This window comes from Halomonas sp. GFAJ-1 (assembly GCA_002966495.1).
In the GTDB taxonomy this organism is placed as follows: Bacteria; Pseudomonadota; Gammaproteobacteria; order Pseudomonadales; family Halomonadaceae; genus Vreelandella.
The window spans coordinates 1,722,651-1,735,058 of sequence record CP016490.1 but is presented as its reverse complement, the minus strand read 5'-3'; the positions used below and the strand labels follow the sequence as shown (position 1 = coordinate 1,735,058).

Here is a 12,408-nt window from a genome sequence, read left to right as displayed (position 1 = left end):
GTAGCGGCGTTACTTAGCCGTAGGCATTACAAATTCAGCACCCGCGTCGATAGAGTCCGACCAACGCTGCATGATGGATTTCTGCTTGGTGTAAAAGCGCACGCCCTCTTCTCCGTAGGCATGGGTATCGCCAAATAGCGAACGCTTCCAACCACCAAATCCATGCCATGCCATCGGCACTGGAATAGGCACGTTAATCCCCACCATCCCCACTTGGATACGGCGGCCAAATTCACGGGCGACGCTGCCACTTTCAGTGAAGCAGCTCACGCCGTTACCGAATTCATGGTCGTTGATCAGTTGAATCGCCGTGGCAACATCGGGAACGCGCACACACACCAGCACCGGGCCAAAGATCTCTTCTTTATAAATAGTCATCTCAGGCGAAACGTGGTCAAACAGCGTGCCACCCATCCAGAAGCCTTCACCGCAGCCTTCGCCGGTATGGCCGGTGTCAAAATCACGGCCATCAACCACGAGCTCAGCGCCTTCGGCCACGCCTTTTTCGATATACCCAGTAATACGCTGATGCGCCTGCCGGGTCACAATCGGGCCCATTTCCGCATCTAACTGCATACCGTCTTTAACCTTCAGTGCTTTGGCACGCTCGGTGAGCATAGGCACAACTTTATCCCCCACGTCACCCACCAGCACGGCCACGCTAATCGCCATGCAACGTTCACCAGCGGAACCGTAGGCCGCCCCAATCAGCGCATCCACCGCTTTATCCAAGTTCGCATCGGGCATTACCACCATGTGATTCTTTGCCCCGCCCAACGCCTGTACGCGCTTACCGTGTTTGGCACCGCGCTCATAAATCAGGTTAGCAATAGGAGTAGAGCCGACAAACGAAAGCGCTTTAATGTCGGGGTGTTCAATCAGCGCTTCCACCGAATCTTTATCACCCTGCACCACGTTAAACACGCCATCCGGTAGACCTGCCTGCTTAAGGAGGTCGGCCATCATCAGCGATGCGCTGGGATCCAAGGGGCTGGGCTTGAGAACAAAGGTGTTGCCCGCCGCAATGGCAATCGGGAACATCCACATCGGCACCATAACGGGGAAGTTAAACGGCGTAATGCCTGCGACGACACCCAAAGGCTGACGCATAGTCCAGTTATCAATCCCGGTACTGACCTGCTCGGTGTAATCGCCTTTTAGCAGTTGAGGAATACCGCAGGCGAATTCAACAATATCGATCCCCCTGGCCACTTCACCCTGGGCATCGGTAAATACTTTGCCATGCTCTTTGGTAATCGCTTCCGCCAGCTCATCTTTATGAGCGTTTAGCAGCTCCAAAAATTTAAACAACACTCGTGCGCGGCGAATCGGTGGGGTATCCGCCCAAGTGGGAAAAGCAGCCTGGGCAGCCTGAACAGCGGTGTCCACATCCGTTTGCGAGGCCAGTGCTACCCGTCCCGTCACTTTTCCTGTGGCGGGGTTAAATACGTCTTGAGCATTAGCCGAGTCGCCTGCGCTTACTTGGCCGTTAATAAAATGCTGAATAGCGGTTATTGTCATGGGGCTACCTTTATAACGAGTGCTTAAGTAATCAATGATAGCCCAACAGGCTACCCCCCTTTTCACGGCAATCAATTGAGTAATTTTTAACCCAGGTATAAGATTTACTAATAACACACCACTATGGGGAGCCTATTTATGCAGGAGTACGCAGCGCTACGCGCCTTTGTTGCCGTCGCACGCACCGGCAGCGTGTCGCGAGCTGCCGAACAGCTGCACCTTACCCAGCCCGCTGTCAGCCTAAAGTTGAAGCAGTTGCAGCAACACTTAGGCCTTACGCTGTTTACTCGCCGTCCCCAAGGGTTAACGCTAACCGCCGATGGCTATGCGCTACTCCCTGCTGCTGAAAACGCTTTAGCCAGCGCTCTTGCCTTTGAGCAGAGCGCCAGCGCCTTACACAGCACGCTGCGGGGAAAATTAAAAATTGGCACCATTGTCGATCCAGAATTTATCCGCCTAGGCGATTTTCTTAGCCGATTAATGGCTCGGGCACCGCAGCTGGAAACCGAACTACATCACGGCATGAGCGGCAGCGTGTTGGCGGATGTAGAGCAGGGCGAATTAGACGTGGGCTTTTTTCTCGCTCCGCCCGGCGAAGGTACCGCCAATACAGGTATGGGCAGTGACACCCTTGCCTGGCGTGAACTCACCCACTTTCATTACCACGTGGTAGCCCCGGCAGGCTGGGAAGCCAAGCTAGCGGATACCCGCTGGGAAGTGTTGGCCCGGCTGCCCTGGATTGTGACACCCCCCGTTTCAGCCCATTACCGGCTACTAAACCGTGCATTAGCCGAAAGTGGCGCTACGCCAAACCGCGTCGCCCAGGTAGACCAAGAAGCCTGCATGCTGGATTTAGTGCGCGCGGGCGTAGGGCTTAGCTTGGCCCGGGATGCGTTGGCCATGGCCGAACGCCAGGAGAGCGGCTTGGCTGTCGCCGATAACGTCCGCCTGCCTTGCGCTCTTAGTTTGATATGGCGTAATGACCGCGCAACAGAACCCACTATTAAAGCAGCGCTTGATACGCTGAATACCGTGTGGCCCCATCGCCCAGGTTAGACAGTTAATGTACATCTCCGGCGCTTTATATATAAGCAGTGGGAACCTAGCGTCGTTCACCGACTCCTAGAGCGATGACTTATTACGTACACTGGAGCGCCCCATGTCTCGTTTTGCCCACCTTCGCCCCTTAACGCTTGGCGTACTGGCAGCCGCCAGCTTTACCAGCGCCTCACTTCAGGCTCAGGAACAACCTAATGCCGTGGCCACATTTGCGGGCGGCTGCTTTTGGTGCATGGAGCCGCCTTACGACCGCCAAGCAGGGGTTATTTCCACCCTCTCTGGCTATACCGGCGGGGAGCACGAGAACCCTACCTATCAAGAGATTGGCCGAGGCGATACGGGGCACGCCCAATCTGTTGAGGTTACCTATAACCCCGAGGAGATCAGCTACGAGCAGCTTCTGGAAATTTTTTGGTACAACGTTGACCCCTTTGCGGTTGATAAACAGTTCTGCGATGTAGGCTCACAGTACCGTTCAGCGATTTTTTATCACGACGATGAGCAGCGTGAGCTCGCCGAAGCCACCAAGGCTGAGATAGAGCAGCGCTTTGACCGTGAAGTTGCCACGCAAATTATGCCCGCTAGCGAGTTCTGGGAAGCTGAAGAGTACCACCAAGCGTACTATCAAAAAAATCCGCTGCGCTACCGCTTTTACCGCCATAACTGTGGCCGAGATAACCGCTTAGAAGAGGTGTGGGGGGAAGACGCTGGCGGCCCAACCTACGATTAGCCGCTAACAATTCATTTGGGCAAAACCACACTTTCTCAACTATAGTGAACAGCATCATCAATAGACCAGTCGGCTTTGGACTGGTCTAGGTTCTAACGCACCGTTGATCTAAAGATAGGAGATCTTATGAGCAACAGCATCACGACAGTTAACCCCAGCACTGGCGAAACACTAGCCACTTATACGCTCATGGATGCCAGTCAGGCTAAGCAAGTGGTTGAAGCAAGTTATCAAGCGTTCCTGGACTGGCGACTCAAACCCCTTGAGCACCGCGCCAGCGTGGTTAAAGCCATTGGCGAAGCGCTGAGTGCCCATAAAGAAGAGCTTGCTGAGCTAATCGTTCAAGAGATGGGCAAGCCACCAGAGGAAGCCCGTCAGGAAATTGATCTGTGCGCTGGCATCTGTGATTACACCGCTGAACACGGCCCCACGGAACTCGCCGATGAAGAGCGCAAGCCGGGTAACGGTAAGCGCGGTATTATTACCTACTCGCCCATGGGTGTGATTTACGGCATTCAGCCATGGAATTTCCCTGCCTACCAAGTAGTGCGTTACTCCATCGCCAATATCATGGCGGGTAACAGCGTCTTGCTAAAACACGCTGAAAACGTGACGGGCAGCGGCTTGCTGCTTGAGAAAATTTACCGTGACGCTGGCCTACCTGAAAATGTCTTCCGCACGCTGGTTATTTCCCACGATGTTTCCGATGAAGTGATTGCCCATGACGCAGTAAGGGGCGTTACCCTCACCGGCAGCGATGGTGCGGGGCGTCAAGTAGCGGCAAAAGCGGCCGAGAATCTGAAGAAAACCGTACTGGAACTAGGCTCTAACGATGCGTACTTGGTACTCGATGATGCAGATCTCGATGTGGCGGTAGATACCTGTGTCACAGGCCGGGTTTTCAATGGCGGGCAAACATGCGTCGCCGCAAAACGCTTTGTGGTCACAGACGCTAACTACGATGCCTTCAAAGAGCGCTTTGTTGAGAAAATGAAAGCGGTGAAGGTGGGTGATCCCAAAGCAAGCGATACAGACGTTGGCCCGATGGCCCGGGTCGACCTACGCGATAAGCTCCACGCGCAGGTGGAAGAGAGTGTTAGCAAAGGTGCCAAGATACTTTGTGGCGGTGAAAAGCCAGAAGGTAAAGGCGCCTTCTACCCAGTCACCGTGCTGGACAACGTAACGCCCGGCCAGCCCGCTTATGACGACGAGCTATTTGGTCCGGTTGCCGCGCTAATTCGCGCCAAAGATGATGAAGATGCCATGCGCATTGCCAATGACAGCCGCTATGGCTTAGGTGGCGGCATTATTTCTAAAGACGTCAAACGCGCCACCGAGCTAGCCAGCAAGTACTTTGATACGGGCATGGTATTTATTAACGGCTTTGGTGTAGCCACGCCGGAAATGCCCTTTGGCGGGGTTAAAAACTCTGGTTACGGTCGTGAGCACGGCGGCTTTGGAATGCACGAATTCGTCAATGTTAAATCAGTAATTGTCGTTCAAGAGTAATGCTTTAAACACCCAGTAGCATGGGGCGTGAAAAAGAGAGCGCCGCTAGCCTAATAAAGGCTGGCGGCGTTGTTATTCCTCACTGCCAAGTCACTTAAACAAACTAAGCCACTTAAACAAGCTGAGTCGCTTTAACAGGCTGAGATGCTCTCCGTTGCCATAGCTTCAGCACCAACACCACGACCACCCAGGTCGCCAATGCCGCGACAACATCATCTAATACACTCCCTACTCCGCCCTGCACGTACTCTGCCAGATGAATAGGCGGTGGTTTTAACGCATCAAAGAAGCGAAACAGTGAACCAAACGGCTCTAGCGCAATCGGCGCTAGTTTCAGCCCAAAATCAGTCGCTAGCCATAAAAGTCCGCATTTCACACATTCAGTTGACTGGTGTGCTTGTCGTGCCCAACTGCCGAGCCAAACCGCGCCAGGCCCTCCGTATACCTCAAAACCAACGCTCTGCTTTAAAAAGGCGGCTAAATTCATCAACGCTATGTAACAGAGCGCCACTTCATACGGCTAGGCACTGCGTAATGCGCCTTTTACTTCTACCAAGCTCCCGTGTCGGCTGGCGCGTACTTCGACACGGACTGGCATTTGTTCTTTGAGTTCGCTGACATGGGAGATAACCCCAATCATACGACCGCCCATTTGCAGCTCGCTGAGCATGGCAATGGCTTGATCTAGTGCATCCTGGTCCAGGCTGCCAAAGCCTTCATCAATAAATAGCGCATCCAGCTGAATACCACCCGCGTAGGCCTGCACCACGTCGGAAAGCCCCAGTGCTAGCGAAAGCGCTGCCATAAAAGACTCACCGCCGGAGAGCGTCGCTACCGAACGACTCTTGCCGGTGTAGGTGTCGGCTACGTCCAGCTCCAATCCTGACGCTTTATTGCCTTTTGAAGGGTCTTCGCGGCGCACCAACTGATAGCGCCCTCGGCTCATACGCACCAGCCGTTCAGACGCCTGAATCAGTACGTCGTCCAACAGCACGCCCAGCACAAACCGCTGCAAGCTAATGCGATGACCAGTTCGACCGTTGGCTACCTCGCTGAGCGTTCCCCACACCCGATACTGGGCTTCAAGCTCGGCCTGGGCCGCGTGGGCGGCGGTGAGCTTTTGACGAATCCCCTGCAGGGTCTTTAACCGCCCATCCAACGCCCGCCACGTCTCTAGCTGGGTATGCTCCTCAGCTTGGGCAGCTTCCGTGAGCGTGGTAAGTGTGGCGAGATCTGGCGGCGTTTTTTCCGCAAGCTGGGCATGGTAGTTGTGTAGCGCGCCCTCAAGCTCGGCTAGACGCCGCTGATACGCCTCTACTTGGCGCGTTAGCTCTTGCCGTTGACTATCCTCTAACTGAGCCGCCTGAAAGGCAGCTTCACTTTCAAACGAACTGCCCTGTAGTGCCGTTTGCCACTCAGCCTGCGCCTGTTCAAGGGCTTGCTGGCAGTGCGCTACCCGCTGATTCGCGCCTCGCAGTTGCTCTTCTGCCCGCGCCTGCTGGGTTTGGCTAGCCGAAAGCGTCTGCTGAGCAGCCTCCCAGGCTTTTTCGAACGCAGCAATCTGGCTATCCAGCTCCGTGAGCGTTTGGCGCATAGCTAACGGGTTACGGGCATCTTCAGGCAGCGATTGACTTAATTGATCGCGCTGGCTCTCTAGCCGTAACGCCTCTTCTTTGGCCTTTTCAACCATAGGCCGCTGAGCTTTGAGCTGTTTATCCAGCGCGCCCCAGTCACGGCGTAACGCTTCTCGAGCACTGCTTAGCTGGGTAATCTCATCCTCGACACAGGTGCGACGCTCAACTTCGCGGCGTAATTGTTCGCAGGCCTGCTGTAACGCAGCCTGGGGCTGGCTGGCCCACTCGCCTAGCTGTTGACTAAGGCGCTGCGTCTGCTCAGCGTTGTAACTTATCTGTTGTGCTAACTGCTGGACCTGACGCCCGGCGGTTTCTGATGCGTGACGGGCTTGCTCCTGGGATGAGCGGGCGGTTTCCACCTGGGCTTGGGTAACGATGTCCGCATGTTTAACCGCCGGGGCCGGGTGCTCAAGACTGCCGCACACCGGGCAAGGTGCGTCCTCCTCAAGGGAAAGCGCTAGCAGTGCGGCTTGCCCCTGATGCCAGTGCATCTCTTGCTCCGTCGCGTGCCGCTTGGCCTGCTCTGCGTCGCTGCGTCGGCGGTTGAGCGCCTCTGTTGCCTGCTGTTGGTGAGCAGTGAGTTCACGCCCCTGCCGAATAAGATCATCCAACGCTTGTCGCTGAGTTAGCAGGTTCTCATGGCGGCTTAACTCCGCGGGGGCGCTGGCCAACTGCTGACCCTCCGCTTGCAGGCTCTCAAGAGTGAGGCTAATGGCCTCACCTTGCTGGCGAATGCTGTCTAACCGCGCTTCATCGCGCTTTAGGTGGTCATCGGCTTGCTGCCAAGCGGCCTGGGCCGTTTGGCAGCGTGCTTCAAGCTCGCTTAACTGCTGGCCTTTTTGGATAAACTCGCCCAACTGTCGATGGCGCTCACGTAGCGCGGGCAGTTCCGTTTGGTGCTGGCGCGCTGTCTCAAAGGTGTGCTTGGCTTGCTCAGTGCTGGCAAGCTGAGTGGTGAGTGCGGCATCGGCCTGCTGCTGTTCTGTTTGGGCGGTACTCAGCGCCTGTTGCGCTTGGGCTAACGCAGTGCTGTGGGGCCGCAGCGCTTGGGCGTGGTCGCTTTGGGTCAAGCGGCTTTGGAAATCCGTTATTTGCGCTTGCTGCTCAAGGTGGCGTGCTTTATCCGCGGCGAGGCTGTCGCGGGCGTCAAATTGACGCTGCAGCGTTAGGGCCTCGTCTCGCCGCTGCTCAGCGCTGCGCCGCTGCCGCTGAGCAGTTTCAAAGCACTGGCGCGCCTGCCCTACTTGCGGGGTTAGCGCCGATAACTCTTGCGCTAACGCCGCCTCGCTTTCCAGCTCGCCACCGGCCAAAATGCCGCTAATATGCTGGCGATGGTCACTCACCGCCCGCTCAATTTGGTTTGCCTGGGTACGCAGGCGCTCTTCAATGCGCTGAAAAATGTGTGTTTGAAACAGCTGCGAAAAGATTTTCTCGCGGTCTTTTGATTCTGCCAACAACAGCTCGCGGAACTTACCCTGGGGCAGCACCATCACTTGCCGAAATTGATTAGCATCCAGGCCAATTAAAGCGTGCAACTGGCTGTTGGCATCGGTGACCTTACGCGCCACCAAACATTCATTTTCTTCGCCTTCCGGAGTCAGCCGCCACAGCTGGGCTTCAGCGCTTTGCGTGGTCGTGCCTTCGCCAGTGGCCTTGGGGCGCTCTTGCTGGGGCACCCGGCGCACTCGGTAAGCCCCATCACGCAGGCGAAAATCCAAGCTGACCTCCGTCAACAACGCATCAGCAGCCTGGTCGCAACGCATCTGCCCGGCATCGCGGTCATTACCGGTGGTTTGGCCGTAAAGCGCAAAGCAGATGGCATCTAATATCGAGCTTTTCCCGGCACCCGTGGGGCCGTTAATCAAAAACAGCGGGCTTTTGCCCAGCGCCGTGAAGTCAATCGTTTCGCTGCCTGCAAAGGGGCCAAACGCCTGCATGGTGAGCGTTAACGGCGTCATGGCTTCTCCTCCTGCTCGCGGCTTAACGTGGTGATGAGTTCACGCATGGCGCTGGCCTGCTCCTCGCTCATTTTTTCACCGCTGGTTTGGCTGAAGAAATCGCTAAACATATCCAGGGCACTAAACTGCAGCCGCTCACGGTCTAATTGCTGACGCCCTTGGGCTTCCAACATGCCGGGCTTTTCTAAATGCAGCACGTTGGGGTAGACCTCGCGTAGCTTGCCCATGGGGTCAAGAATCGCGTGGCGGTCGGTCAGCCGCACTAACAGGTAGTCATCGGCTTGGGCGTCGGTTCTCCCCTGTGCTAACAGCGCGTCCAGTTCACCTTCCAACACACGTACTTCTCGGCGTGGTGTCAGCGGGCGGTGTTCAATCTGGCTCACGCCCTCGGTGCCAATATCCACCAGGGTAACGCCCTTGCGCTGATTAGCTTCAGAAAAGCTGTATTTAAGCAGCGAGCCGCTGTAGCGAATATGTTCACCGCCGCGATATTGCGGCCCGTGAAGGTGGCCTAAGGCGACATAGTCAAACGCTTGCATTGGCTCCCACGCCACGCTCTCTGCGCCGCCTAGGGTCAACGGCCGCTCGGAATCACTGGCGCTACCACCATCCACAAAGCAGTGGCTCATCAGTACGGCGGGGCGGCCTGCTTGACGCTTTGCCTCAATACGCTCTATCAAGTAGCGGTGAGCGCTATCAAAGTCACGTACATCGGCTGAAAACTGGCTGCGCACATACTCTGGATCAGCGTAGGGAATACCGAACACATCCACGTCTACCCCGTTAATCGACAGTGTTACGGGGCGATCACAGGCAGCTAAATCAGACAAAATATGTAGGCCAGCCTGGCGCAGGTGGCGCGCGCCGAAGCCCAGGCGCTCCGCGCCGTCGTGGTTGCCGGAGATCATAATTACCGGCAAACCGCGCTTTTCACACAGTTCGCCAAGGATGTCATCTAATAGCGTGACGGCGGCGGCGGGTGGCACAGAGCGGTCGTAGATATCACCGGCAATCAGCACAGCGTCCACCGCATCGCGGTCGATAATCTCAATGAGCTGATTCAGCACATGACGTTGGTCTTCCAGTAGCGAGAGGTTGTGAAACAGCCGCCCCAGGTGCCAATCGGCGGTATGAAGTAGTCGCATGGCAGGCTCAACGCAAAAAATATGGCCCATCATATCAATGCCGCCTTCTCTCTACCCATAAAAAACCCCGCACGGCGGCGGGGTAATTTCTACAACATATACGAACAATTAGTTTCGGAAAGCATCCGGATACGTGGTTATGTCGACTCCCCACAGTATGGGCATTAGGAAATAAACCGCGGCCACAATCAGCAGTAGCGCAATAATGTTGAGCCAGAAGCCGTTGCGCACCATTTCGATAATTTTAATCTTGCCGGTGGCAAAAATAATCGCATTGGGCGGTGTACCTACCGGCAGCATAAAGGCGCAGTTGGCTGCCATGGCTGCGGGTACCATCAGTACGAAGGGGTGAATATTCAGCGCCAACGCAAGCGAAGCCAAGACCGGCAAAATCATTGTAGCCGTTGCGGTGTTAGAGGTGATCTCGGTTAAGAACAGCACCATGCCCGCAGCTAGCAGTATCACTAGCAGGAAGTTAACCCCTTCTAGCACGCTCATTTGCCCGCCAATCCAGATAGCCAGCCCGGAGGAGCTAAAGCCAGCGGCAATCGCCAAGCCGCCACCGAACAACAACAAAATGCCCCAAGGTACATCCTTGGCAACATCCCACCCCAGCAAGCAACCCCCTTTATTAGGCGAAGGGATTAAGAACAGCAGGATAGCCGCAAAAATAGCAATCATGGTGTCGTTAATGCCGGGAATCGCTAGTATCTGCCCCTGCCATAGGAACGAACGGGTAATCCAGAAAAACGCCGCGAACAGGAAGACCCCCAACACTGCTTTCTCTTCGAAGGTGATCTTACCCAGCGCGGCCTTTTCCTTAGCAATGAGCGCTTTGCCACCCGGGAGGTTGCTGAATTTAATCGGATAAATAAAGCGGGTCAGCATAACCCAGCCAATAAACAGCAGCACCACCACGACGGGAAAGGCAAACATCATCCAGCTGGCAAAGGTGATCTCAACGCCAAACAGCTCATTAACGATGGCTGCCAGAATAATATTGGGCGGTGTTCCAATCAGGGTGCCCAAGCCCCCGATGGTGCCGCCGTAGCCAACACCAAAAATCAGCGCTTTACTGAATTTATCGATGTCTTCGCTGTGGTCACCCTCGCCCTTATTCAGCTCTAGCGTAACCTGATAAACAATGGCAGTGCCGATAGGCAGCATCATCATCACCGCTGCCGTATTGGAGACCCACATCGACAGAAAGCCGGTGGCGGCCATAAAGCCGAACACGATGCTATTAATACTGGTGCCTAACACCGAAATAATATTCAGCGCTATACGCTTGTGCAGATCCCACTTCTCCATGGCTAGCGCAATCATAAAACCGCCAAGGAATAAGAAGATAATCGGGTTGCCGTAGGCAGCCGTGACGGCACTGCTCTCCAGCGCACCGGTGATGGGCAGCAATACAATCGGCAGTAGCGAGGTAACGGGGATTGGAATGGCTTCGGTAATCCACCAAACGGCTACCCACAGCGTGGTGGCAAGCACCATGCGGCCTTCCAAGCTCAAATCTGCCGGGTGAAAAAATAGCAGCACAAAGGCAAATAGCATCGGCCCTAACACTAAGCCAATTTTTTGGGCCGTCGTATAGGCAGGTGGGCGAGGCGGCTTGGAGCCACTACCCTGTTGCGTATTTGATGAACCTGGCGAGGCGCTACCCGTACCCGTTGTTGGCAACGCGCACATGAGTAGATTTTTGACCTGGTCGTGGGAATGCCAAAGCTGATCCCAGAGCGTCATCGTAGCAGTTCTGCGCATTAGAAAAGTATCGCTTGCAGTCAGGTGAAAAAAGAGGGGGTTATAAAACAGCGTAGCCCCATGACCTAGTTAAACCAGTCAGGCTGGTTTTTGTGGCGCCCTTTATTCACTGCGACAAGCCATTAGTCCAGTAAATTGGCTGAACATACAACCAAAGTCTAACTACCTTGGTCTTAAAAACTTTAGTCTTAAAAGCTTCGGTCTTAAAAGCGTTGGTCTTAAAAACCTTGGTCTGGAAAAACTTGGCCTGGAAAACCTTAACCTGAAAATTAGCAATCGCCGGAGATATTAACGTGCTAGATCGTTTTACTATGCCGCTCACCCATCGTCCGCTGGCAATAATGGCGCGATACCTTCATCGCCTGAGCATCGCTCCCGACCACGTCACGCTCAGCGCTTTTTTAGTCGGTATCACCGCCCTGCCGCTGCTTGCCTTTGAGCAGTACGGGCTAGCACTAATCGCCATTGTGCTAAACCGCGTGGGCGATGGCCTGGATGGCGCTCTTGCTAGGCTAAGCGGCCAACAAAGCGATGCCGGTGGATTTATTGATATTGGGTTGGATTTTGTGTTTTACGCAGCGGTTGTGCTTGGGTTTGCGCTTGCTAACCCGGCGCAAAACGCATTAGCCGCCGCGGTGTTGCTTTTTGCATTTATCGGCACAGGAACGTCGTTTCTCGCCTTTGCCATTGCTGCCAAAGCGCGCAACGTTGAGCGGCCCAACTTCCCGCAAAAAGCTTTCTACTATTTAGAAGGGCTAACCGAAGGCACCGAAACCGTGGCTGCGCTGGTGCTCTTCTGCCTCTTTCCTCAGCACTTTCCATGGCTGGCGGGGCTATTTGCCGCTGCTTGCATCATCACTACGGCTACCCGCCTGTGGGGTGGTTACTGGACGCTGCGAGCGTCTAGCCACAAGCAACCTGATTAAACCTCACGTGGTAAGTAGTAAGTATTTATGTAACAGGTCTCATCGTCACGCTCTTTAGTGTTAAAAATTTGTAACATTTTTAATTTGGAATTGATTCTCGCTAAACGCTGTATTAGCCTCGGTGTGCGCAAGAGGGGCATAAACAAATTGCCTAGTGCG

Annotated in this window: 9 protein-coding genes; 4 read left to right on the top strand and 5 right to left on the bottom strand. The window is 54.9% G+C overall.

From position 1 onward, the window contains the following. Positions 1-9 precede the first annotated feature (9 nt). Positions 10-1,521 carry a methylmalonate-semialdehyde dehydrogenase (acylating) gene (locus BB497_07920; protein AVI62638.1) on the bottom strand — a complete coding sequence of 504 codons (1,512 nt, stop codon included), beginning with the start codon at positions 1,519-1,521 and terminating at the stop codon, positions 10-12. Positions 1,522-1,659: 138 nt separating this feature from the next. On the opposite strand from BB497_07920, the gene BB497_07915 reads away from it, so the two are divergent. The 3 genes from BB497_07915 to BB497_07905 all read left to right on the top strand — a co-directional run bounded on the left by BB497_07915 (position 1,660) and on the right by BB497_07905 (position 4,819). Then, positions 1,660-2,577 (top strand): LysR family transcriptional regulator, encoded by a 918-nt coding sequence (locus BB497_07915; protein ID AVI62637.1) that lies wholly within the window; start codon positions 1,660-1,662, stop codon positions 2,575-2,577. 103 nt (positions 2,578-2,680) lie between these two features. Further along, positions 2,681-3,310, top strand: coding sequence for a peptide-methionine (S)-S-oxide reductase (locus BB497_07910; protein AVI62636.1), 630 nt, complete (start codon positions 2,681-2,683; stop codon positions 3,308-3,310). Positions 3,311-3,436: 126 nt separating this feature from the next. After that, positions 3,437-4,819 carry a succinate-semialdehyde dehydrogenase gene (locus BB497_07905; GenBank protein AVI62635.1) on the top strand — a complete coding sequence of 461 codons (1,383 nt, stop codon included), beginning with the start codon at positions 3,437-3,439 and terminating at the stop codon, positions 4,817-4,819. A gap of 112 nt (positions 4,820-4,931) precedes the next feature. Here BB497_07905 and BB497_07900 read toward each other — a convergent pair whose 3' ends face one another. The 4 genes from BB497_07900 to BB497_07885 all read right to left on the bottom strand — a co-directional run bounded on the left by BB497_07900 (position 4,932) and on the right by BB497_07885 (position 11,305). Beyond that, positions 4,932-5,306 (bottom strand): hypothetical protein, encoded by a 375-nt coding sequence (locus BB497_07900; protein AVI62634.1) that lies wholly within the window; start codon positions 5,304-5,306, stop codon positions 4,932-4,934. A gap of 33 nt (positions 5,307-5,339) precedes the next feature. Further along, a complete protein-coding gene (locus BB497_07895; GenBank protein AVI62633.1) occupies positions 5,340-8,411 on the bottom strand; it encodes a chromosome segregation protein SMC in 3,072 nt (1,023 codons plus the stop codon). Then, positions 8,408-9,556, bottom strand: coding sequence for an exonuclease sbcCD subunit D (locus tag BB497_07890; GenBank protein ID AVI64298.1), 1,149 nt, complete (start codon positions 9,554-9,556; stop codon positions 8,408-8,410). Before BB497_07890 ends, BB497_07895 begins: the two co-directional genes overlap by 4 nt. 108 nt (positions 9,557-9,664) lie before the next feature. Further along, entirely contained in the window at positions 9,665-11,305 is a 1,641-nt protein-coding gene (locus tag BB497_07885; protein ID AVI62632.1) for an anion transporter, read from the bottom strand. 311 nt (positions 11,306-11,616) lie between these two features. Here BB497_07885 and BB497_07880 point away from each other — a divergent pair, with 311 nt between their 5' ends. Further along, the gene (locus BB497_07880; GenBank protein AVI62631.1) at positions 11,617-12,249 is read left to right on the top strand and encodes a hypothetical protein; all 633 of its coding nucleotides are present in this window, start codon (positions 11,617-11,619) and stop codon (positions 12,247-12,249) included. Positions 12,250-12,408 lie beyond the last annotated feature (159 nt).

Bases quoted from the DNA above. Each gene is read 5' to 3' on its own strand.
- BB497_07910 (AVI62636.1), top strand. From the start codon at position 2,681: ATGTCTCGTTTTGCCCACCTTCGCCCCTTAACGCTTGGCGTACTGGCA.
- BB497_07915 (AVI62637.1), top strand. From the start codon at position 1,660: ATGCAGGAGTACGCAGCGCTACGCGCCTTTGTTGCCGTCGCACGCACC.
- BB497_07885 (AVI62632.1), bottom strand. From the start codon at position 11,305: ATGACGCTCTGGGATCAGCTTTGGCATTCCCACGACCAGGTCAAAAAT.
- BB497_07920 (AVI62638.1), bottom strand. From the start codon at position 1,521: ATGACAATAACCGCTATTCAGCATTTTATTAACGGCCAAGTAAGCGCA.
- BB497_07905 (AVI62635.1), top strand. From the start codon at position 3,437: ATGAGCAACAGCATCACGACAGTTAACCCCAGCACTGGCGAAACACTA.
- BB497_07900 (AVI62634.1), bottom strand. From the start codon at position 5,306: ATGAATTTAGCCGCCTTTTTAAAGCAGAGCGTTGGTTTTGAGGTATAC.
- BB497_07895 (AVI62633.1), bottom strand. From the start codon at position 8,411: ATGACGCCGTTAACGCTCACCATGCAGGCGTTTGGCCCCTTTGCAGGC.
- BB497_07890 (AVI64298.1), bottom strand. From the start codon at position 9,556: ATGCGACTACTTCATACCGCCGATTGGCACCTGGGGCGGCTGTTTCAC.